23 protein-coding genes are annotated in these 22765 nt (G+C 49.4%); 7 read left to right on the forward strand and 16 right to left on the reverse strand.

What is annotated here, in order from left to right:
* Positions 1-30: 30 nt before the first annotated feature.
* From DFR47_RS16400 to DFR47_RS16445, 10 genes are all read right to left on the reverse strand, one after another.
* Entirely contained in the window at positions 31-783 is a 753-nt protein-coding gene (locus tag DFR47_RS16400) for a Phenylacetic acid catabolic protein (RefSeq protein ID WP_113945499.1), read from the reverse strand.
* 11 nt (positions 784-794) lie between these two features.
* Complete coding sequence (locus tag DFR47_RS16405) at positions 795-1871, reverse strand: 2Fe-2S iron-sulfur cluster-binding protein (RefSeq protein ID WP_113945500.1); 1077 nt, start codon at positions 1869-1871, stop codon at positions 795-797.
* A 144-nt stretch (positions 1872-2015) separates the two neighbouring features.
* On the reverse strand, positions 2016-2537 hold the full coding sequence (paaD, locus tag DFR47_RS16410) for a 1,2-phenylacetyl-CoA epoxidase subunit PaaD (RefSeq protein WP_113945501.1): 522 nt from the start codon (positions 2535-2537) through the stop codon (positions 2016-2018).
* A gap of 5 nt (positions 2538-2542) precedes the next feature.
* Positions 2543-3391, reverse strand: a complete 849-nt coding sequence (paaC, locus tag DFR47_RS16415) for a 1,2-phenylacetyl-CoA epoxidase subunit PaaC (protein ID WP_113945502.1) — start codon at positions 3389-3391, stop codon at positions 2543-2545.
* Positions 3391-3675: a 1,2-phenylacetyl-CoA epoxidase subunit PaaB gene (gene paaB, locus DFR47_RS16420; RefSeq protein ID WP_113945503.1), complete on the reverse strand. Its 285-nt coding sequence runs from the start codon at positions 3673-3675 to the stop codon at positions 3391-3393. The genes paaC and paaB overlap by 1 nt, the downstream gene beginning before the upstream one ends.
* 26 nt (positions 3676-3701) lie before the next feature.
* Positions 3702-4694: a 1,2-phenylacetyl-CoA epoxidase subunit PaaA gene (paaA, locus tag DFR47_RS16425; protein ID WP_113945504.1), complete on the reverse strand. Its 993-nt coding sequence runs from the start codon at positions 4692-4694 to the stop codon at positions 3702-3704.
* A 19-nt stretch (positions 4695-4713) separates the two neighbouring features.
* Complete coding sequence (gene pcaF / locus DFR47_RS16430; protein ID WP_113945505.1) at positions 4714-5919, reverse strand: 3-oxoadipyl-CoA thiolase; 1206 nt, start codon at positions 5917-5919, stop codon at positions 4714-4716.
* Between the two features lie 138 nt (positions 5920-6057).
* A complete protein-coding gene (locus DFR47_RS16435; protein WP_113945506.1) occupies positions 6058-6900 on the reverse strand; it encodes a PaaX family transcriptional regulator C-terminal domain-containing protein in 843 nt (280 codons plus the stop codon).
* A gap of 126 nt (positions 6901-7026) precedes the next feature.
* Positions 7027-7863, reverse strand: a complete 837-nt coding sequence (locus DFR47_RS16440) for an alpha/beta fold hydrolase (protein WP_113945507.1) — start codon at positions 7861-7863, stop codon at positions 7027-7029.
* A 598-nt stretch (positions 7864-8461) separates the two neighbouring features.
* Entirely contained in the window at positions 8462-8884 is a 423-nt protein-coding gene (locus DFR47_RS16445; RefSeq protein WP_113945508.1) for a group III truncated hemoglobin, read from the reverse strand.
* Between the two features lie 361 nt (positions 8885-9245).
* On the opposite strand from DFR47_RS16445, the gene DFR47_RS16455 reads away from it, so the two are divergent.
* Positions 9246-9752 carry a 2-thiouracil desulfurase family protein gene (locus tag DFR47_RS16455; protein ID WP_113945510.1) on the forward strand — a complete coding sequence of 169 codons (507 nt, stop codon included), beginning with the start codon at positions 9246-9248 and terminating at the stop codon, positions 9750-9752.
* Positions 9753-9866: 114 nt separating this feature from the next.
* Positions 9867-10190, forward strand: coding sequence for an SH3 domain-containing protein (locus DFR47_RS16460; RefSeq protein ID WP_147245590.1), 324 nt, complete (start codon positions 9867-9869; stop codon positions 10188-10190).
* Between the two features lie 57 nt (positions 10191-10247).
* Here the strand turns inward: DFR47_RS16460 and DFR47_RS16465 are convergent, their stop codons facing one another.
* The gene (locus DFR47_RS16465; protein WP_113945512.1) at positions 10248-10595 is read right to left on the reverse strand and encodes a hypothetical protein; all 348 of its coding nucleotides are present in this window, start codon (positions 10593-10595) and stop codon (positions 10248-10250) included.
* Positions 10596-11131: 536 nt separating this feature from the next.
* Between DFR47_RS16465 and DFR47_RS16470 the strand changes: the two genes are divergently transcribed.
* Complete coding sequence (locus DFR47_RS16470) at positions 11132-11824, forward strand: nucleotidyltransferase domain-containing protein (protein WP_113945513.1); 693 nt, start codon at positions 11132-11134, stop codon at positions 11822-11824.
* A 79-nt stretch (positions 11825-11903) separates the two neighbouring features.
* On the opposite strand, the gene DFR47_RS16475 is transcribed toward DFR47_RS16470, so the two are convergent.
* A complete protein-coding gene (locus tag DFR47_RS16475) occupies positions 11904-12248 on the reverse strand; it encodes a cupin domain-containing protein (protein WP_113945514.1) in 345 nt (114 codons plus the stop codon).
* Positions 12249-12410: 162 nt separating this feature from the next.
* On the opposite strand from DFR47_RS16475, the gene DFR47_RS16480 reads away from it, so the two are divergent.
* The gene (locus tag DFR47_RS16480; protein ID WP_113945515.1) at positions 12411-12896 is read left to right on the forward strand and encodes a nucleoside deaminase; all 486 of its coding nucleotides are present in this window, start codon (positions 12411-12413) and stop codon (positions 12894-12896) included.
* A gap of 63 nt (positions 12897-12959) precedes the next feature.
* On the opposite strand, the gene DFR47_RS16485 is transcribed toward DFR47_RS16480, so the two are convergent.
* On the reverse strand, positions 12960-13454 hold the full coding sequence (locus tag DFR47_RS16485; protein ID WP_113945516.1) for a DUF2165 family protein: 495 nt from the start codon (positions 13452-13454) through the stop codon (positions 12960-12962).
* A 1146-nt stretch (positions 13455-14600) separates the two neighbouring features.
* On the opposite strand from DFR47_RS16485, the gene DFR47_RS16490 reads away from it, so the two are divergent.
* A complete protein-coding gene (locus DFR47_RS16490) occupies positions 14601-15602 on the forward strand; it encodes an AraC-like ligand-binding domain-containing protein (protein ID WP_210207328.1) in 1002 nt (333 codons plus the stop codon).
* Between the two features lie 355 nt (positions 15603-15957).
* On the opposite strand, the gene DFR47_RS21995 is transcribed toward DFR47_RS16490, so the two are convergent.
* The 3 genes from DFR47_RS21995 to DFR47_RS16505 all read right to left on the reverse strand — a co-directional run bounded on the left by DFR47_RS21995 (position 15958) and on the right by DFR47_RS16505 (position 20731).
* A complete protein-coding gene (locus tag DFR47_RS21995; protein ID WP_342633979.1) occupies positions 15958-16125 on the reverse strand; it encodes a hypothetical protein in 168 nt (55 codons plus the stop codon).
* Positions 16126-16381: 256 nt separating this feature from the next.
* Complete coding sequence (locus DFR47_RS16500) at positions 16382-19528, reverse strand: efflux RND transporter permease subunit (RefSeq protein WP_113945519.1); 3147 nt, start codon at positions 19526-19528, stop codon at positions 16382-16384.
* A 9-nt stretch (positions 19529-19537) separates the two neighbouring features.
* Positions 19538-20731 carry an efflux RND transporter periplasmic adaptor subunit gene (locus tag DFR47_RS16505; protein WP_170137524.1) on the reverse strand — a complete coding sequence of 398 codons (1194 nt, stop codon included), beginning with the start codon at positions 20729-20731 and terminating at the stop codon, positions 19538-19540.
* A gap of 480 nt (positions 20732-21211) precedes the next feature.
* Here DFR47_RS16505 and DFR47_RS16510 point away from each other — a divergent pair, with 480 nt between their 5' ends.
* Positions 21212-21706: an RNA polymerase sigma factor gene (locus tag DFR47_RS16510; protein WP_162994542.1), complete on the forward strand. Its 495-nt coding sequence runs from the start codon at positions 21212-21214 to the stop codon at positions 21704-21706.
* 61 nt (positions 21707-21767) lie between these two features.
* Positions 21768-22748: a FecR family protein gene (locus tag DFR47_RS16515; protein ID WP_170137525.1), complete on the forward strand. Its 981-nt coding sequence runs from the start codon at positions 21768-21770 to the stop codon at positions 22746-22748.
* Positions 22749-22765 lie beyond the last annotated feature (17 nt).

A 22765-nucleotide genomic window follows, 5' to 3' on the forward strand; every position in this document is an offset into this window, starting at 1 on the left:
TTTATCGGGGGCGCTGTCTGAGCGCTGCTGTCAAAGACCGAGCGGGGTCAAAATTGCGCTGCATTCACTCCGCCAGCGGCTGAGCAGGGCGCTATTGGGGCTATGGCGCAATCCAAAACGCGCCAGAATTTCAAAACGACCGGATTGCGGATCGCCAAAACCGGCGGCAACACGCGGGCGCCAATAAGCGATACTGGCTGCGGCTTCTTCCCGGTCTGCATCGGTGCGGACAATGCTTGTCAGACCTTCTAGCCCAAGCTGCATATGGCGGGTTTCGCGCGGTGCAATCTCACGGAAGACCTCGGCCAGCGGGGCGTAGGAAATGCGGGTAAACTCGGTCATCAAAACGCCGGTTGCCAAACCCTGCAGGACATTCATCACCACGGCATCTGTCCAGCTGATAATCGGGTAGTGAAACACCGAAACCCGCATATCACCCTCTTTACGGGTGGTGCCGAGATCGCTGTCGCGCGGTACACGGGCTGCCCAGTCATATTGGGTCTGATAGCGGCGTTTATCGGTGCCGAAATCACCCATGATATTGAGAACACGCTCGGCATGATCCGCTTTTTCCAGCGTGATACGGCTGGCGGCAATGCGCTCTTTAATAGCGGGCGCAAAATTGATCGAGGATGCAAAACCTGCAGAAGCTGCCAGTTCGCTGTCGACAAAGCTCGACATCATCCGCATCAGTTCGCCGCGATAGCGCGCAGGCACATTGTTCGGAGCGGAGAGAACGCCGCCTTTTGCCAGATAGTCTTCAATATTCATTGTATCAGACATGGCAGTTCCTCTTATTCATCATAGCTGACGACAACGCGGTCGCTCAGCACAGACGCCTGACAGGACAGAACATAACCGGCGCGGACTTCGTAATCTTCCAGCGCGTGGTTGATGGCCATTTCGACTTCGCCTTCAAGCACTTTACAGCGGCAGGTCGAGCAGACACCGGCTTTACAGGAGTAGGGTGCGTCAAGATTGTTGGCGAGCGCCGCTTCCAGAATTGTCTGGCCGTTGCGCTCCATTGCAAAGCTGCGGGTCGTACCATCCAGAGTAATCATCGCCTGCACACCGGCACCGGTAGTCGCCGCCTGTTTGGAAACAGGGCGCTGTTTGGCACGTCCTTGCTGGCCGGAGGCGAAGAGTTCGAATTTGATCTGCTCGTCTTTTAAACCGTGTTCACGAAGGCTTGCGGCAATGCTCAGCATCATCGGCTCGGGGCCGCAGATGAAGGCAGTGTCAATTGATGTCGGATCGATCCAGATACGGAACATATCTTTCAGCTTGGCTTCATCAATACGGCCGGTAAAAAGATCAATTTCCTGACCTTCCTGCTGCAACACGTGAATGACAGAAAAACGGCCGAGATAGGTGTTTTTCAGGTCTTCCAGCACTTCGCGGAACATGATCGAGCTGATCTGGCGATTGGCGTAAATCAATGTGAAGCGGGATTTAGGCTCACGTGCCAATGTGGTTTTGATGATCGAGAGCAACGGAGTGATGCCGGAACCGCCCGCAAAACCCAGATATTGTTTTTCACTGTCCGCGGTAATCGGCGTAAAGAAACGCCCCATCGGCGACATGGCCTCAACTTCATCACCAAGGCAAAGATTTTCATTCGCCCATGTACTGAAGGCACCGCCATCAACGCGCTTGATACCAACCTGCAAAACACCGTCATCCAGCCCGGCGCAGATGGAATAGCTGCGGCGCAGTTCTTCGCCGTCAAAAGCGCGGCGAAAGGTCAGATATTGACCCTGCGTGAAGTTAAACAGTTCGCGGTCTTCATCACGCGGTGTCAGTGTCAGAACGACAGCATCGCGGGTATCGCGATGGATATCGGTGACTTTAAGGGTATGAAAGCGTGCCATTGGGTATCTTTCTTAAAACCGGCCTAGAGCATTTCACAGTCAAGTTGGATCAACTTGACGTCGGGATAATGCGACAAACAAAAGAATCTAGAGCGAGCACTGCGATTCAACATGAACGTAAACCGCTCTAGAACTTGCGCATCCTCAGATGCATTTGAAATAGTCAAAAGGCTCCAGACAATCTTTGCAGCGATAGCTGGCCTTACAGGGTGTCGATCCGAACTGGCTGATCTTTTCCGTATGCGTGGACGAACATCGTGGGCAGGCGATGGTTATATTGCCGCCTGAAAGACTGCGGGCACGGTCAAGCAGCACACCATTTGCGGCAGTACCGTCAACAGGCGGGGTAATGCCGTAGGCACGCAGCTTTTCGCGGCCTTCTTCGCTCAGCCAGTCGGTTGTCCATGCGGGAGAGATCCTGCGTTCCAGACGGAGTTGTTCAATCCCTTTGGACCGCAGTGCCGTTTCAATATCGAGATTGATGATGTTCGTAGCCGGACAACCACTATAGGTCGGCGTAACCGTAACAACGAGCTCATCTTCCTGCCATGCAACATCACGGATGATGCCGAGATCTGTCAGGCTGATAACCGGGATTTCCGGATCGGGAACCTCGGCAAGCCAGCCCCAGATTTGATCGAGAGAGGGACGGGCAGTGTTCTCCATGGCGGTTACCAGCTCGCACCAGGGTAGGCGCGCTGCAACCATTGCATCTGTGTCAGCATATGCCCCAGATGTTCGGTATGCATGCCCTGACGGCCGCCTTTATGGGCAAAGGTGCTGTCGGGAATATGCAGCGTTGCCTCATGAAGAACCGCACGAATTGTGCTTTCCCAGATCGGGCGCAACTCTGCCGGATCGGGTGCAATACCCTGTTTGGCTGCTGCTTCGTCGATCTCGTCTGAGAGGAACATCTCGCCTGTATATGGCCACAACGCATCCAGAGCCTTCTGCATACGGCGATGACTTTCGTCAGTACCGTCACCCAGACGGATGACCAGATCGGAGGAGCGTTCCAGATGATAAGCAACTTCCTTAGCGGATTTCTCTGCAATATCCGCAATGCGCTGATCAGACGATTTTTTCAGCGCTTTCAAGAGTTCCAGATGAAAGGCATCAAACAGGAACTGACGCATCAGCGTATAGCCGAAATCATCATTCGGGCGCTCGGTGATCAGGAGATTTTTGAAGTCCCATGCGTCACGCAGGAAAGCCAGATCATCAGCTGAGCGGCCCTTGCCTTCCACTTCACCGGCAAGACCGAGCCAAAGCTGCGTCTGACCGATCAGGTCGAGGGACACATTGGCCAGCGCGATATCTTCTTCCAGTGCAGGGGAATGCCCGCACCATTCTGAAATGCGATGACCGAGGATCAGAGTATTATCGCCAATACGGAGCAGGGTTTCAAAAGTCACATTACGTGCGCTCTTGTCTTCCACAGGAGGGCGCACATTGCGTACGATTTCTTCCTGCCTTGCACGATCCAGTACCGGCGCTGTTTTACCGTGGGCAGCGCTCATTACATGCTCCCTACTTCTTCAGGAATCTCGAAGAATGTCGGATGGCGATAGACTTTGCTGTTGGAAGGCTCGAAAAGCGGGCCTTTTTCCGACGGGCTGGAGGCGACGATATCATCCGAGCGCACCGCCCAGATGGAAACACCTTCATTGCGGCGGGTATAGACATCACGCGCATTATTGATCGCCATTGCAGCATCCGGTGCGTGCAGGCTGCCAACATGACGATGGTTCAGCCCGTGCTGACCACGGATAAAGATCTCCCAGAGCGGCCATTCTTTGGACATGCTATTCTTCCTTATCTTGAGGGCTGTTATTCGGCTGCAACGCGTGCAGAACGGCTGGCAGCTTTGTCAGCATGCGCAACCAGTGCTTCGCGGAACCAGGCACCATCGTCCCATGCTTTGACACGGGCGCCGAGGCGGTCCGTATTACAAGGGCCGTTACCGCTGATGACATCGAAGAATTCAGTCCAGTCCGGCTCGGTAAAGTCGTAACCGCCTTTTTCTTCATTCCATTTCAGATCAGGATCGGGAACTGTCAGGCCAAGATATTCAGCCTGCGGAACTGTCTGATCGACAAATTTCTGACGCAGTTCGTCATTGGTATTCATCTTGATCTTCCAGGCCATAGACTGGACGGAGTGCACGGAATCTTTGTCGGACGGGCCGAACATCATCAATGACGGATACCACATGCGGTTCAGCGCATCCTGAGCCATGCGTTTTTGTGCAGGTGTGCCGGAAGCCATTTTCATCATCACGGCATAACCCTGACGCTGATGGAAGGATTCCTCTTTACAGATGCGGATCATCGCACGGCTGTAAGGGCCGTAGGATGTACGCTGCAACGGCACCTGATTCATAATTGCCGCGCCGTCAACCAGCCAGCCAACCGCGCCCATATCGGCCCATGTCAGTGTCGGATAGTTGAAGATGGAGGAATATTTCATCCGGCCTTCATGCAGGCGCTCAAGCAGATCATCGCGTGAGACGCCCAGAGTTTCAGCGGCAGAATAGAGGTAGAGACCGTGACCGGCTTCATCCTGCACCTTGGCAAGCAGGATCGCTTTGCGCTCCAGTGTCGGCGCGCGGGTGATCCAGTTGCCCTCAGGCAGCTGTCCGACAATTTCACTATGGGCATGCTGGCCAATCTGGCGGATCAGCGTCTTACGATAGCCGTCCGGCATCCATTCTTTCGGCTCGATCTTTTCACCGCGGTCGATACGCTCCTGAAAAGCGATTTCCTGCGGGCTCATCTCGGCGCGGTTTTTTGCACCTTCAGACGTTACAAGCTGTGCATACATAGCTGGCTGTCCTTTCCGGTCAGACGCGTTCGATAATCATGGCGATACCCTGACCGACACCGATGCACATTGTGCACAAGGCATAGCGGCCGCCGGTGCGATGCAACTGATACATCGCTGTTGAAACCAGACGCGCACCGGACATGCCCAAAGGATGACCGATTGCGATGGCTCCGCCATTCGGGTTTACATGCTCAGCATCATCCGGCAGACCCAGATCACGCAGTGTGGCCAATGCCTGACTGGCAAAAGCTTCATTCAGTTCAATCACATCCATCTGCTCGATGGTCAGGCCAGCGCGTGCCAGAACTTTTTTGGCTGCTGGCGATGGGCCGATACCCATAATGCGCGGCTCAACACCGGCTGCGACCATGGCAACAATCCGTGCCTTTGGTGTCAGTCCCTGTGCTTTCGCAGCCTGACCGGAAAGAATGGTCAGGGCTGCCGCACCGTCATTGACGCCGGAGGCATTCCCTGCGGTTACAGTCAGATCAACGCCGTTAATGGCTTTGAGTTTGGAGAGGGCATCTGCGGTCGTGCTTGGGCGGGGATGTTCGTCTTCTGCAAAAATCACCGGATCGCCACGGCGTGGTGTAATTGTAACCGGCGCGATTTCATCTTTGAAAAGGCCCGAAGCCTGTGCTTTTGCCCAGCGTGCCTGACTGCGTGCAGCAAAAGCATCCTGATCTTCACGGGAGATATGAAAGTCAGCAGCCACGTTGTCAGCGGTTTCCGGCATTGTATCGACGCCGAACTTTGCTTTCATCGCCGGATTAACAAAGCGCCAGCCGATGGTGGTGTCATAAACCGCATTGTTGCGGGAAAAGGCGCTGTCAGCCTTCGGCATCACAAAGGGCGCGCGTGTCATGCTCTCAACGCCGCCTGCGATAACGAAATCGCAGTCACCGGAGCGGATGGCGCGTGCAGCCATACCAATGGCATCCATACCGGAACCGCAAAGACGATTGACGGTGGTGCCCGGAACGCTGATCGGCAGGCCTGCAAGCAAAACAGCCATGCGGCCGACATTGCGGTTGTCCTCACCGGCCTGATTGGCGCAACCATAGATTAGGTCATCAACGGCAGACCAGTCTACGTTTGGATTTCTTTCAACGAGAGCTTTGAGCGGCAATGCTGCAAGGTCATCTGCACGTACCGAGGCAAGCGCCCCGCCATAGCGACCAATTGGAGTACGCACTGCATCGCAGATAAAGGCATCTTGCATTGCCTTGTCCTTTCCTACCCTGAAAAGCCGGTGAATCTCCTCATTCATCGACCGATTGGTCAGGATTATATGATCATCAAACATTACAACGCAAGAAGTTTTTTAGAATTCTTGTAATGTTTTGGAGCAAAACAAATTTTACCCTTGTTCTGACAAGGAAAGTCCGTGTTGGCGGGCGGCAGTTTGCGGGGTTGTTGCGGGCAGAAGACCGTCCACACCTTCGCATTGTGAAGCAATCCAAACTTCTGATTTTGGCGACAGTGCCAGATACAGGCTGCGAAACAGATCGCGGGCATTATGTCCCTGCCAGTCAGCAGGCAGAGCCGCTGCAGGCAGTCGCGGGTCGCGTAATAAAACACCGCGATAGGCATGCACCAGTAAGAGCCGTACCATCATGGCTTCTTCGGCAGAAAGTTGAGCGATCTTGTTATGCAGGGGCTCAAACCGTGTCAGCAGATCGCAATAACGCTGATGCAGGGCGGACAAGTCCCAGAACTGTGTCAGCCAGTTCATATCCTCTGGATCTGCGGCGCGCAGAACCTGAGCACCCTCCGGCAAAGCCTGTCCGCGATCCGGCCGGATAAAAACGCAAGCTCCCATGCGCCCCATGCGCAGACGCGACGCTTCAGCATCAGACAAGTCAGGCGCAAAGATAATTTGCCAGCCATTGATAACTGTATCGGGTTGATAAAGCAGTTTTGCGGCCTGATCGAACTCCTGTTGGGCAGAAGCATCAAGATTATAATAGCTGCGCCGCCCGTTGCGTTCACCTTTCAGGCGTTGGGCAGTGACAAGGCGTGAAACAGCGGTTCTGACGACGGATTCACTCAAACCTGCACGATTGCAAATTTCAATCAGTGAGCCTGTCCAGAGAATACCGCCTCTGGGCAGAACAATATCGCCATAGACCGTGACAATGAAGCCGGCAGCCCGCAATTCCTGTCCGTTCAGTAGCTCTGTGATAACAGTTTGTGCAACCATAGACAGGCTACCTTTCAATCATTGAGGGCTGGTCTGAACGGAATATAGTTCTGCAGAAGGCGGAGTTGGCTTGATAGTTCATAGACCAGCTGCATCAGGATAGCAAAACAGCCTTGTTTGTATCTTTCAGACTAATTTGCTTAAAATTTCATTGGCTTTGGTCCATAAAATGGCGCTGCCGTCATCTTCAAAGTGATGCAATTGCGCATTTTTAATCCGCTTTGAAAGTGACACGCCAAAGTCCGGAGAATGCACGGGGCTTGTATCTTTTAGTCCGTACCAGAGATAAACAGGGCAGGTGATGTCTTCCAGTTTGAATGGCCATGGCGCCATCGCCAGAATTGTATCGCGTGCATAGCCTGCAGCGCCCTGTTGAAAGCCTGCATTCAATGCCGCTCTGTAAGCAGGAGCAAAATCTTCGCTGGCATAGATCAGGCGATCCTGTTCACCGCTCATGGTTTCAATCATGTGCCATAGCCAGTCTGCGGTAGCGAATTCCGTCATCTCAGCTTCCAGCTTTTCCGGATCACTTTGTGCCCGCTGAACCATGGCTGCGAGAGGCTCCGGCAACAAAGAGAAGATGGCAGGATGGCGCAGTTCATCCTGACCGGAAACAACAGAGACAGTGCGTGCAAGATTGCTCGCGCCAAGCGCGAGCGCAAAAGGTGCGCCTTGTGAGAAACCGATGACATCGGCAGTTTCAGCGCCAATATAGGCAAGGATGGTCCGGATATCATCACACCAGCTGGCAAAACTTTTGGCTGTATCCGGCGCAGAAGTGCCAAGGCCTGCACGATCAACAGAGATCATACGTAAGTCTGACTGACGAGCATGATCTTCACCGAACGGCAGGGCGCCCGCCATTCCGGCACCAGGACAAATAATGACCGGACGGCCTTGCGGCGCACCCCATTCATGCCAGCTGATTGGACGGTTTTGTGCTGTGTGTATTGTTTTCATCATGCAATAATCTTAATTCATATTCGCGCAAGCTGCTTAAATAACAGATCACAATAGAGCAATAAAGCAGAACTATTTAAATGAGCGGAATGATGAATTGATGCATACAGGCAGGATCTGCCAATATGAAGTGAAAAATAGTAGAGTGATTATAAAAAATCGAGAAGCTTAATGCTTCCCGATAAGTTGGTTCTGGAGTTCATCTGCAAGAGAGCAGCATAATGAACCGGCTACCTGATGCAGGTAACTTCGAATTATTAGGGGCTAAATTAGTTAACAATAAATTGTTATTATGTGCAAATTTAAGATTTATACGAAGTAAAGGTAAGGTCTGTAAAATAATAGAGATTTATATAAAATAGTGAAAATACGGATGAGTGCTAAATGTGTTTGCCGCGAGAATTTGTTACCAGAATATAGAAGCAAATGCGGCCTCAACAACATTGTTGCTAATAATGAGACCTATAGTTGTGATCACTAAAAAAGCAATTAAATCACTCATATAGCTCTCCTCTTCAAGCGAAGCCTGAATTGAGTATACAACTTTAGTATTATAAAGTTAAGCCTGTTCGCTTAAGCCTTAACTTGTTAGCCGTGTTGTTCAGGATAATGAACGACGTGAGTGACGTGGTTGGGATATTGTTCCGGAATGCGTAGCAATTGCCATTTCAAAACTGTCGGCAATACGACGCGCGCGATCGATAAACAAAAAAGCTGCATCTTCGGGAAAAATCTCTCTTGCTGTCTGAGCAAACAGGTCGAGCCAGCGGTCAAAATGTTCCGCTTTCAGATCCAGCTTCAGATGCGGTGGCAACGGGCGCCCGCCATAGGTGCCGGTTTTAAGAATGATTGCTGCCCAAAATTCTGCAATCTGGGCAATATGATGATCCCAGTCATGTACGGCTGTCGCAAAAATCGGGCCAATGAGCTCATCTTCACGGGCGCGCCCGTAAAACTGTGCCACCAATTTTTCAATAGATGTTTTATCAATAGAGGGGTGCGGTTGTTGAATAAGGATGTTCATGATCTCGTGCCAGACTACCTATGCATTTTGAATTAATCATAGTCCCTTCGCATGGTGTGATCCAGAACTGTTTCTTAAGGGAAGTATGGCGCTATGCAAATTACCAGCCGAGCGGTGATATGAAAAAAACGCATGAACCGTCTGTGCGGGACGCCAAAGCCAATATTCGTGTAAAATCGTTGATTTTTATTCGAGCATTTACGGAAGTGAAATCAACAGGTGCACTGTTACAGACCAGTGTAAAGAACTGCAATATGGTAAACTGAGCTGTAATTTATATGTGTCAGCTGGTTGCAATTTGGTGGACTGACGAGGGCTTGCCCGTTATTTGAATAGTATTCAATTTTGCACGGCTGGCACCATGACTGCTAAAATTCTTGTAAGCGCCTGTCTCTTAGGTAAGCCTGTACGCTATAATGGTTCGGATAAGAAATCCGGGCATCCTGCTCTGGAGCAATGGATTCGTGAGGAGAGAGTTATCTCTGTGTGTCCTGAATTGACAGCAGGATTTAGCATTCCCCGCCCGCCTGCTGAAATCGCAAACGGGTTTTCCGGTAATGATGTGTTGTCAGAAAATGCACGGGTGGTTGAGATAACCGGCAGGGATGTGACGGAGCTTTATGTAGAGGGCGCACGTGCTACATTGGCAGTGGCACTTGAAAATGACTGCAAATATGCACTTTTAACGGATGGAAGCCCGTCTTGTGGCAGTGCGTTTATTTATGATGGTGCATTTGCAGGTAATAAGCATAATGCTGCCGGTGTGACATCTGCTCTTTTGCTTCAACATGGCATTGAAGTGTTTAGTGAAGCACAAATCCCGGCGCTGCAGGAAAGACTTTCGGCTGAACAAGTAGGTATGAAATAATATTTGGTGTGCGTAAAATTTATGAATTTTATTGCTTTGACTAAATTTGTTCATTTCAGGTACATCGGATAAATAATATAAGAACTGATGATTATCAATTGCGGAAAATCAGACATGAAATCAAAAACTATAATGATCGCGTTGGCTCTGGCCGTGCTTCCTGTAGCTGCTCATGCAACAACGGGTCCCGGTTGTCTTCGTATCGTCAATGTTGCTGCCAATGATGTCTTGAATGTTCGCGCAGAACCATCAGCTAGAAGCCGTATTGTTATTTCTATTCCTGCAAATAATTATGGTGTGCTGGCCCTTAAAGGGGAGTGCACTCCAAAGAATATTGCGTGGGGACAGCGCTGGTGTCCGATCAGCTATTCTTACGAAGATGGCACATTGCGTGGCTATGTAAAGGCTCGTTTTGTGCGCGATCAGGAATGCCCGTAAGCAGAATACTGGATAGAGCCGGTTATAACCCCGTCATTTATGGCGGGGTTTTTGGTTTTATGAGCCGGCTATAAGGGATGCGGCGGCTTCGGATAACAGGCATCCTTTGTTATGCAGCATACGAATTGCGTTTTTCGTGACGTTACGGTTTCCGGTATTGCCGATAAATGTACTGACACTATCGCTGAATTCGATCACGATGTTTTCTGTCCGCCATGCAGACCGGTAGTCGATTTTTGCGATTGCAGTATAGGGCTTCCGACGCAGTCTGAACAAACGAAACTCAACTGCATCACTGTGCAATATCAGCTTGGGCTTCATGTTGTTGGAACCCCAGGCAAACCAAGGCGCAAATTTCCAGCCACCAAAAGAGGCTTTAAGAGGAATGTTTACCGGAGCAGTCATGGTGCTGATTATTTGAATTTCTGTCTAAAGATTTATGAGTGTTTTTGAGACGGAACGGTGGCTTCGACATGCGTTGATTTCATTTTGGCAGAGCGGAATGATTTCATCTGCGTTCCCGCTGCAAAACCTGCAACAGCCAGCACCAGGCAACTGATGATAATCAGTCTTTTCTGAAAGGCCTCTTGAAACATAGCTGGCTACCTTATGCTCTCGTCAGGAAATTATTGCGCAAAACAATAATACCCAAACATGAGCGGAATGGAAGGTATTCCCTTTATTTTTACACATGCCAGCATCTGACCGGGATATTTTGTAAGTATAAACATATAAAAAGAACCAAATTCATGCAAAGTTGTATTTATTAATTACGGTGCATCAAGTGGCGATTTTTGTAACATCGTTCTGCTGGAATTGATCTTCAGGTTGATCGGCGGCTGCGCTCTTATTAAGCTGGTGCCGGATATATGGGAATAATTTCCAATAAAACATATGAGATGTGACTGCTTGTTCCGACAAGATAATGACCGGAAGGTTTTATGAATATTGATGCTGATGGCTTGATATGTGTGCCTGAAAATGTAGCGTATCAGGCAGAATTTCTTCCGCTGCTGTCGGCAGTTTGGGCGCGTTTCGAGCAGTACACTGCCGATCTGGTTCATAGTGTTTATGTCTATGGCAGTGTATCAAGAGGCACAGCTGTACCTAAACATTCCGATCTCAATCTGACAGTGCTGTTAACCAATGTTCCCCAGCTGGAAGATTATTCAAGGCTGGAGCAGATACGGCAACAACTTGAGGTAGATTACCCTATTGTTATTAAAGTGGATTTTGATGTTGGCTCTCTGAAGCAGATGATGTCACCCGAAGTTGATATAGCGTGGCGTTATTGGTTGAAACATCATTGCCGTTGTCTTTATGGCCCGGATCTGACCATCGACATTTTGCCATTCAGACCATCTGAAATGCTCGCGCTTGCTGTGAATGGTGACTATCATCAGGTGCTCGTTAATTATGCGGAAAAGATAGAGGCATGTGAAGCGCGAGCATTGTCAAAAAAATGCGGCGCGAAGCTGCCCGCAAGGCTATTCGTTCGACAAAGATATTGCGCACGGAAACGGATGCAAGCTGGCCATCGAGTCTGGATGAGCATGCTGAACGCTTTCAGGCTCTCTTTCCTGAAAAGGCAGATGAGATGCAATACTTCCTTATGCATGCCCAAGGGGCAATAGCTGAAGCAAACGATTTTGTTGGGCGGCTCACACAGTTTGCCGATTGGCTGGATCAGATAAGACATGTGAACAGAGTGCCTTAAACCTCAGCGCTTAATCTGTCTCCGCGACTGGTTGGTGAGGAAATGACAAGGAACATAACATCCTGATCACTGTCATTTCTGGCCTGATGGGGAAGGTTTGGCTGAATTTCAATACTGTTTCGCGCTGTAATCCGGTGTAACATATTGTCAAGCTCCATGGTTAATGTACCGGAGAGAACATAAAAGACCTGTTTGGATTTTGTATGGTAGTGCCGTTGTTCTGCTGTCTGAGGAGGCATACGTTCTTCTATGACGAGGAGATCGCTGCCATCCGATAATATCCAGCCGTCACAATTATTACCCCATCTATAATGTTCTGCATTGTTTGTATTTTTGATCATGTGTTTTGTCCGGATGTGGTGCTGATTTTGCGAGCTGGTTAATAAGAAGAGATCTTGTGTAGCAAAGAAAAACAGCGGTTATAAAGGCTTGCCGATATTGTACTTCCTGCCTGAGTGGTTCAGACTGTATCCGGGAAGACCGGATGAGTAAAACGGGAGAGCATGGTGATTACAGAGACAGACCGTATACATCTGCAGCGCTGCATTGAACTGGCAGCAACTGCTGTTGAAAAAGGGGATGAGCCTTTCGGATCGGTTTTGGTAACTGCTGAGGCAGAGGTGGTCTTTGAAGACCATAATCATGTTGCCGGCGGAGATCATACGCAGCACCCGGAATTTGCTATCGCCAGATGGGCAGCTGAGAATATGAGCTCTGAGGAGCGCGCTAAGGCAACGGTTTATACATCCGGCGAACATTGTTCGATGTGTGCTGCCGCGCATGGTTGGGTCGGCTTGGGGCGCATTGTTTATGCCAGTTCGTCAGACCAACTGCAGGACTGGCTCTACGGGCTAGGCGTGCCTTTGTCCCGCGTCCGGCCATTGCCGATTGATGCAATTATTACGGATACGATTGTCGAAGGACCGGTTGAGGACTTGGCAGAGCAGGTTCGGCTATTACATGTAAAATTTCATGGCGGGCAGCCGTAAAATAATAATTTAAAAGAAAATACCCCTGTTATGCATTTTAGTATGACAGGGGCATTTTGGGTTTTATTCTTCGTCTCTTTCCGGCTGAACGAGATAGATCAGAACCAGAATGATGGTTACAAAAAAGCGGAATGCATCAGGCACACCGTTCCACTGTTTGGACATCCACATACCAAACCATTCACCGCCAACGGACATAAAGGCAACCTGCCATGTCAGAAAGCCCAATGTCAGGCCGGCAACGGCGAGATTTTTGCTTTTGTTGAAAACCTTTGCACTTTCATTGCGCGCGACCAGCAGTTTAAAGCCCGCAATCCAGCAAATAATAGCAGTTAAGGTTTCGAGCGTGATAATGCCGATATAACCAACATGGTGCAGCCACTCGGTTTCAATAGCTCTGTACTTGATGGTCGCATCAGGGAAGATGGTATCCATGAGGAATACATGGTGTACAAATGCAAAATTAGAACCGTAATCGGTAATGTTACCGAAGGCGACTAAAGACGCAAAAAATGCGATTGCCATCACCATAAAGATTTTTGACAGCCGGATGATCATATCATTACTTTCTATGTTAGGGGGAGCAAGCTTGTTCAATAATAAGAAACGTGATGCTGACGAACTGGTTATGAATTTTTCATCCTGAAAACAATGTTTTTCTGTTCGTATATTCTTAAGATGAAGAATATTCACTGTTTAATCAAGCTTCAGGCGTGTTGCTGGCCTGATAGTGCTCAGGTGCATATAGTCAGCGTCAGGATATCCGGTTCGGCGGCTGCTCTTTGATAATGATATTATCGATTTATTGAATGCTGATCGCAAAATGTAGGATTAATAGCCGTCTCTGAAATATACGGCGATCACTCCGTTGATCGCAAGTATTACAATTATGCATATCCAGAAGCTTGTCATTGTGCTCTCCTCTTATTGAAGAATGACAAAGCGAATAGCGGATGCCGAGCTATAATTTTCTGTTGTTGGGGGAGGGGCTGGAAATATGTGCCAAAACTATAAGTTGTCGCACCTTACAAAAAAGAACAGCCAGATTTGCTGTAACGCTACAATCCGGTAAAAGTGCCTGTCTTCGATGCAGGTGTGCTCCATTTATGGTTGCTTATGGAGAAGAGTGTGCGCTAATTTAAATATTAATAATTACTGAAAACTATAATATATTATTATAATTTTCAGTAATATTTTCTACTATAGTTGAATATTCTCTTGTATAAATTTTATAAAAGGTTTTATGTAATAGTCGGCAGCAGTGGGTAATGCCTGCCCCCGTAGGCCATAGAGCGTTTTGAAACGTCCTATGTTACTTCACTGCCGCCGGTGACGAAGAATGTCGATTGTACCGCCCCATTTATCGGTTTCCAAACAAAGCTGGAAACAATAATTGTTCCGTTGACATTCTCCGTCAAACTGAAATGGATCTTGTCTGTAATAAGTGTGACATGGTGGTTGTTGCCACGCCTGCTGCTTTTCATATTGCTTGGTAACAAGTTACCATAAGGGTTGTGGGGGCTCTATTGCGTAAAGTCTCATTTTTTTTGACCTGCTGATGAAAAATCTAATGTTTTTAGCAGCTGACAGTCAAAATATCTCATTAGCCTCAGCGGTCTCAAATAATCTGCCTATATTTTAGTCTGCCGTATGGTTTTATTATTAGGGGGGAAGGTGCAAAGTCTCATTCAGGTTTCAACGGATATGGTCGATCTGCAAGACCGTACAGAATTCTGGCGTGAAGTGACACGACCTATATTCGATAGCAGGTCATATGAAAATAGCCCGACAAAGAACCTGGAGGGCGCATACGGGACAAAGTTGATCGGAACACTTCTGACCGGTTATGCAGAATTTTGCCCGCAACGATTTGTACGTGACTGGAAGACTATCAGTCGTAGCGGACTTGAAGATTATTATATGTTGCAGCTTTTTATAGGCGGAACGGCCGTTTCTGATCGTGACGGGTTAAGTTTGTCAGTTGCCGACGGTGATGTTTATCTGTTTGATATGGGAAGAACAATTTCTATTTGCTGCAGTAAAGCAGCAACATGTTCACTTCTTTTACCGCGGGAGCGTATTGAAAAGGCCTGTGGCGGCAGTAAACTTCATGGTCTTTTATTCAAGGCGGGGCAACCGCAAACGAAATTGCTCGCGGATGTTGTCGCTGATATCGTAAAGTTGCCAGCGGTCAATGATGAGGCATTTGCCTGGGCTGCGGAAGAAGCTGTTATATCTCTTCTTGCTCTGGCCTTGCGCTGGAATGTTTTGGATATGGGTGCTCAAGATGCCGTCCCGACGCCGATTTTACGTGCGCGCGTGCTATGTTTCATTGATGAGCATCTGACCAACCCTGGTTTGGATATTAATATGATAATGAAGGAATTCAGAGTCTCGAGGGCGCATTTGTTTCGTATGTTTGACGATGAAAGGGGCGTCATGCGGGCAATTCGGGAACGCCGTGTTGAGGCCGCATATAAGCACTTGATGACCAGGCCGAAAGTATCAGCGGAAGGATTGGCTCACTTAACGGGATTTACGGGAGCCGCACAGCTTTTGCGTGTATTTCGCAATCGTTATGGTCTGACATTAAATGATTTTAAGCAGGAACGCTTGAATTCCTTTGTAAAAAATCGTGAATTGTCTGTAATTCCCGATTATTTAGCGCATTATTCTAATAATAAAAATAGCGTACCATATTATTAGAATGGGAGAATTTTATATAAGCTTGATTTTTAGTTTAATATTTTTGAGAAATTATTGCGGTATATTCTATTTAACCGATCAACCATATGATCTGTTTCAATTATATTGAGACCGATTACATCTTTTCCGTTATGTCTGGCTATGCCGCCGGTAATAATATCAAAAACACACCAGTGTCCGTTGGGAAGCTTTTTCATATCGTAACGGATGCGCATAAAAACAAATCTTTTAAAATAGATCATGGATTTGAGAATGCGGATTAAATACATCAAATAATTTGATATTCAATTTCATAAATAGGATGGAATTATGCAAAAACAGAATAATTATCTGTATAAAGGCAGTTGTTTTTAAATTATTTATTTTCAGATAATTTATATTTTCCGCGAGCAACACGTACAAATAAAGCTTCTGCATCAGGTCTGTTTTCTGTGCAATTGTAAGCCATATAGGAAAAATAACGACAATAGGACCATCCGCCGGCAATACGGCGCACATCTTTTGCTGTGAACGGTTCCTTCAAAGTGCCATGCACCCTCACAGCATTTATAATGAGTGGGTATATGCTCTCTTTGTCCATGCCGGAATAATAAAATATCAGTATAAACCTGAATATTCCCCCAAACAGGGGGGGCTTGTGTGGAAAGTCAAATTGAGCTGATTATGGACAAAGAGAAATTTTTACAGCTTACTATGCGAGATCTTTATCCCGTGGGTATTGGGGGAATATAAATTAAGACCGCACCTTCAGGTGCGGTCTTTGTGACTGTGAGATAAGATCAGGCGACCGGAGTGTTTTCCTGCAATATCTCACCATGTATTTCCCGCGTTTCTGTCTTGCGGGAGAACAGTCTGGACACCACGACAAAGAAAGTGGGAACCAGCAGAACGGCGAGCACGGTTGCCGAGATCATACCGCCAAGTACACCGGTGCCGATTGCCCGCTGGCTGGCAGAACTGGCACCTGTTGCAAAAGCGAGCGGCACCACACCGAGAATAAAGGCAAAAGACGTCATCACAATCGGGCGGAAACGCAGCTTTGCAGCCTCGATTGTTGCCTCCAGTAGCGGGCGTCCTTCATTTCTGAGTTCACGGGCAAATTCGATAATAAGGATCGCGTTTTTAGCGGAAAGACCAATGATCGTGATAAGCCCTACCGTAAAATAAATATCATTCGGAAGGCCGCGGAGCATCACGGCCAGTACCGCGCCGATTGCGCCCAACGGGACAACCAGCATAACCGCAATCGGGATCGACCAGCTCTCATATAATGCTGCCAGACAGAGGAAGACAAACACCATCGAAAGACCAAGCAGGAACGGTGCGGCATTACCGGATGCTTTTTCCTGATAGGATTGTCCGGTCCACTCATAACCAAAACCTGCAGGCAATTGCCCCGCAAGCCTTTCCATCTCGGCCATAGCATCACCGCTTGTATATCCGGGTGCCGCACTGCCGCTGATTTTTACCGCCTGCAAACCGTTGTAACCAACCACCTGTGTCGGCCCTAAAGCCCAGCGGGCTGTCGCGAAAGACGACAACGGCACCATCTCGCCTTTATTATTACGCGCATTCAGTTCAAGAATATCGGCAACATCCATGCGTTCATGGGCATCAGCCTGCACAATAACCCGCTGCATACGACCGGCATTCGGGAAATCCGCGACGTAACTCGATCCGATGGATGTCGAGAGCACTGTGTTGATCTCATCAAATGTAATGCCGAAGGCATTGGCCTTACGGCGGTCGATATCAAGCAGGATCTGTGCTGCAGGAGGCAGGCCTTCAATATACGGATATTGAATCACAGGACTGCTCCATGCACTGGCAAGCAGCTGGTTAGCTGCGGCAACCAATGCCGCGTTCCCCATATTGCCGCGATCCTGCAAGCGGAGGCTGAAACCGCTGGCATTGCCGAGTGCTGCAATAGGCGGCGGGGTCAGAGTGAAAACCGAACCTTCAGGACGGTCTGCCAATGCGGCAAGTGCCGAGCCGACAATCGCATCGGAGGAATCCTCGGGGCCGCGTTGTGACCAGTCTTTATACATGGCAAACGAGATGCCTGCATTCTGCCCGTTCCCGTTAAAGCCATAGCCAAGGATGGTCGCGATTTTTTCAACACCGGAGCGGTTTACAAAGAAATCGTCGACATCCTTCAAAAGCGCAGCTGTCCGCTCTGCTGTCGCTCCGGCAGGAAGCTGGGTTGTGGCAATCGCATATCCCTGATCTTCCAGCGGCAGAAAACCGGTCGGCAACCGCATATAAGTATAACCCAAGGCTGCCACGATAGCGGCATAGATCGTCATCATCCGCAGGCCGCGTTTAACCGTGCCGCTGATGAGCCTGCCATAACCGCCTGTGGTCGCATGAATAATCCGGTCAAAGCCGCGAAAGAAGCGGTTCTTTTGATGGGCGTGACCCGCCGGTATCGGCTTGAGCATCGTCACACAAAGTGCCGGTGTCAGTGTCAGAGCCATCAGTGCGGAAAAGACCATCGACACAACGATTGTCAGCGAGAACTGCTTGTAAATAATACCGATTGCTCCGGGGAAGAAAGCCATCGGCACAAATACGGCGATCAGAACCACCGTAATACCTATGACTGCACCGGTAATCTGCTTCATTGCTTTGATGGTTGCCTGCTTAGGCGGCAGGCCTTCCTCATGCATGATGCGCTCGACATTTTCGACCACAACAATGGCATCGTCGACCAGAATACCAATGGCCAGCACCATAGCGAACATGGTCAGCACATTGATGGAAAAGCCGAATACTTGCAGAGCTGCACAGGTGCCAAGCAGTGCGACCGGAACCACTAGTGTCGGGATCAGCGTATAGCGCAGGTTCTGCAAAAACAGGAACATGATGATGAAGACCAGCCCCACGGCCTCTGCCAGTGTATGCAGCACTTTCTCAATCGAAATCGAGACAAACGGGGACGTATCATACGGAATGTCGAATTCCACGCCTGCAGGGAATGACAATGCAAGCTCTGCCATACGTGCTTTAACTGCTTCAGCGGTAATAAGCGCATTACCGGCGGCGTTCAGCTGAATACCGATCATGGCTGCTGGTTGTCCGTTAATATTCGATGCGATGGTGTAGCTTTGTCCGCCAAATTCAACACGTGCGACATCGGCAAGGCGCACAACGGAACCATCGGCATTTGCCCGCAATACGATCTCAGAAAATTCTTCGGCTGTGGAAAGCTGGCCGGTAGCAGAAACGGTTGCCGTGATCTGCTGGCCGTTCACATTCGGCTGCGCGCCGATACTGCCGGAGGAAACCTGCGCATTCTGCGCTGCAATAGCATCTGTGACATCTTTCGCTGTCAGGTTGAAGCCAACCAGCTTTTTGGCATCGATCCAGACGCGCATCGCACGCTCAGTCGCAAATAAATGTGCCTTACCGACCCCCGGTAAACGGCGTAATTCATCAACAACATTCCGCGTGGCAAATTCACCCAGATCAATCGCGTTGAGGCGGTGGTCGGTGGAGATCAGGCCGACAAACAAGAGAAAGGCATTGCTGGTTTCTTCAACCCGCACACCTTGCTGGCGTACGGATTGCGGCAGGCGGGCTTCCACGCGACTGATGCGGTTTTGTACATCAACAGTTGCCGTTTGCGGATCGGTGCCGGCCTCGAAGGTAATGTTGATCGTTACGCTGCCCTGATTGTCGGAGACAGAGTCATAATACAACATGCCGGTTGCACCATTCATCTCCTGTTCGATCAGTTTTGTAACGCTATTATAGAGGTTTTCCGGTGTTGCACCCGGATAGCTGGTCGTGACCGCAATCGTTGTCGGTGCCACATTCGGATATTGTGAAATCGGCAAAAACGGAATGGCAATTATACCGGCTAAAGCAATAGCAAGCGCTATAACCCAGGCAAAAACCGGGCGTTCAATAAAATACTGAGGCATGTCGGTTCCTTAGAATTTAGCCTTTTGCTCACAAGCCGTGACACAGGTCTCGTCTGATTGTGCGCTCTTGCTGTCTTCCGTGATTGCTTTCGCGGTCACCGGTGATCCGGGCATTGTCTTTTCTACACCGTCAACAATGACTTCATCACCGGCTTTCAGCCCCTCGCTTATCAGCCAGCGGGTTCCGACAGATTGCGAGATACGAACAGGCTGAGGAACGGCTTTGCCGTCCTGAACGGTCATGACCTGCGCCTGACCAAGCGTATCCCATTGCACAGCCCGTTGTGGGATCAGCAAAGCGCTCTGGCTGCCTTCCTGCGCCATACGCACACGGACATAGGTGCCGGGAAGCAGGGCATGTCCCGGATTGTTAAACTCAGCACGCAATGACACCTGACCGGTGGTTTCATTCACCACGGCTGAAGAAAAGAGCAAAGCGCCGGTTTGGTTGAAAACTGTGCCGTCATTGGTAACAAGCTCGATTTTGCTGCCGCTATTGGACTTGGAAGAAGCCTCAGCTGCATTTCCTTGTTTGTTTGGGCGCAGTTCAGAAAGCGGCGCTGTGAAATCCACATAAACGGAACTGAGATCGCGAATAATCGCCATCTGGGTACCATCTTCCTGACGAACGAAAGCACCTTCCGTTACAAGCGCAGCACCGATACGGCCGTCAATAGGAGAACGTACGGAAGCGTAGCTGAGATCCAGCTCGGCATCATCAAGATTGGCTTTTGCAACAGCAACCTCAGCCTGTGCCTGCTGGCGGCTGGCTATTGCAACATCATATTGCTCTTTACTGCCGACATTTCTTTGCAGCAGTTTTTCAGAGCGGGTTTCCTGCTGGGCAGCCAGTGCGAGCGAAGCTTCAGCGCGGGCAAGCTGGGCTTTGGCACTATCGACGGCAGCTTTAAATCTCGCGGGCTCAATCTGGAACAGGATATCACCTGCCTTAACATCCGAGCCTTCGGCAAAACTGCGCTTCAGAACAATGCCGCTGACACGGGCACGCACTTCCGCAAGGCGAACGGGCAGCAGGCGGCCCGGATATTCTTTCTGTAGCTGAATATCTTCCGTTTGCAGAGCTATCGTTCTGACTGTGGGCGGCGGATAGGTAGCTTGTGTTGCATCTGCGGAATTATCACAGGCAGATAAAAATACAGGTATGAGCAGGGGGAAAAGGGTCGTCGATAATTTTAAAGACATGTCGTCATCCGGCTTGAATGAGCCTGCTGCCGGGAGGGAAATCAGCATGGCTCACAGATAAGGTTCGGATGGCTTCATAAAACCTCAAGTCCAGTTGAGGTCAATACAACTCTTTGTTATGAATTCTTCTTGAATGCAGCGTATTTCCGGTATTCCTCCTCATGAGAAATATTAATAATAATTCTTTTTAATCAATGGCTTAAAATACGGTATGCAGGATTTTCTCATGCATAGAGTTCCACAGTATATTCTTATAGGTAAGGCGTGGTTGGTGTCTTAATTGGCAGGTTTGGATAATAGGTTTCTGCCTGTATGAATGTCGGTGACGCAGAGCAGTATGCATCCGTATCAGACTGCCCGCTTTTCCTGCGATATAATTATTTCGGCATCTTGCTATTCACTTTAAAGATGAGTAAATAACTCCAGTTATTTTTGCATTGCGATTGCACGCATTATTTTTGCAGGTTTTTTATGCCCCCCATGAACGCTGTTTTTGAACGGATTTATGTCAGGGAGCGTTTGCGCCTGAAGCGGCTTGCAGCCCGTATTCTCGGCAATGCACAGGATGCGGAAGATATTCTACATGATACTTATGTCAAATTATCCAAACGATCTTTAACGGAAAATGACGGCGGGCTGGTCGTGCGCACTGTCACGACACTGGCGCTGGATCAGTTGCGCAGCCGTAAAGTGCAGCCGGATAAAGCTGCATATGACAAGCAAAGCTGTGAAATGTCCGACTTCATTCAGCCTGAACGGATCATCGAAGCGCGTCATGACCTCTTTGCTCTGCTGGATGCGATCCATGCTTTGCCGGAACGCCGTGCGCAGATTTTTCTGCTGGCCAGAGTTGACGGTATGACCTATCAGCAGATTGCGCATCATTTACAGCTTTCATTGAGTACGGTTGAAAAAGAAATGGCGGCAGCAATTGCTTACTGCCATAAGTGGCAGCAGATGCGTGACCGGAAATGATTATGTTTGTCTGTCACCAATTTGCAGGCAACTGCGTGCTTCATGGAAAATGCTTCATCTCATGCTGAAAACCGACGGTTCTGAAAAACTGACAGATGCTGCCATTGAGGAAGCCGCACAATGGTTTGTGCGGATGGGCAGTCAGCCGGTCAGCACAGATATACAGCAGGCTTTTCAGGCATGGCTTGAGCAAAGCCCGATGCATCAACAAGCCTATCAGCAAACCGCACAGCTCTGGACAGATCTGAAAACGCCCGCCCGTGAAGCGGCCAGAAGCGGCTGGCATCGCAAACGGCAACGGCAGTCTTTTTCTCCCGGATATTTTGCCAAATGGGGCAGTGTTGCAGCGGCGGCGGTTGTTGTCATGACATCAACGGCGCTCTGGCGTGATGCAGGGCTGATACAACGTGCTTTTGCTGAATATGCTGTGGCACCCGGCACCTATAGCGAATTAACCCTGAGTGACGGGTCACGAGTCTATCTGGATGGCGACAGCGCTATCAATACAAATTTCGGTGATGCGGAACGCAATGTCGAGCTGGTTCGCGGCCGCGCATGGTTTGACGTGACGCGGAATGAAAACCGGCCGTTTCATGTGACGGGCGGCACTGCCTCAGTGCACGTGCTTGGTACAGCCTTTGCTGTCGAGCTGGAACCAGAGGTGACTAAAGTCACCGTCGAGCGCGGGCTGGTTGCGGTGCATTCCAAAGGCAAGACGGACACGGTCCGGCTGGAGGCCGGAGACAGTGCGGCAGTAACACCGGACAGGATCGAACAAATCCGTGACGGTAATGCGGAAGCCCGTCTCGCATGGCGGCGCGGTTTGATCATGATGAACCAGACGCCGCTTAAATCTGTACTGCATGAGCTCGGAAAATATACTGCGGGTCGTATTATTCTCAGTGATAAAGAGCTGGAAAATCTGCCGGTATCAGGCGTGTTTCAGGCGCAAGATCCTGATGCGGTTTTTGATGCTCTGCGCAGCACGCTCAATCTGACTGTGGTGCGGGTGCCGGGCTTGATGACAATTATCTACCGGTAAAATTATTTTTACGGGTT

The organism is Pseudochrobactrum asaccharolyticum (assembly GCF_003314995.1).
GTDB classification, from domain to species: Bacteria; Pseudomonadota; Alphaproteobacteria; order Rhizobiales; family Rhizobiaceae; genus Pseudochrobactrum; species Pseudochrobactrum asaccharolyticum.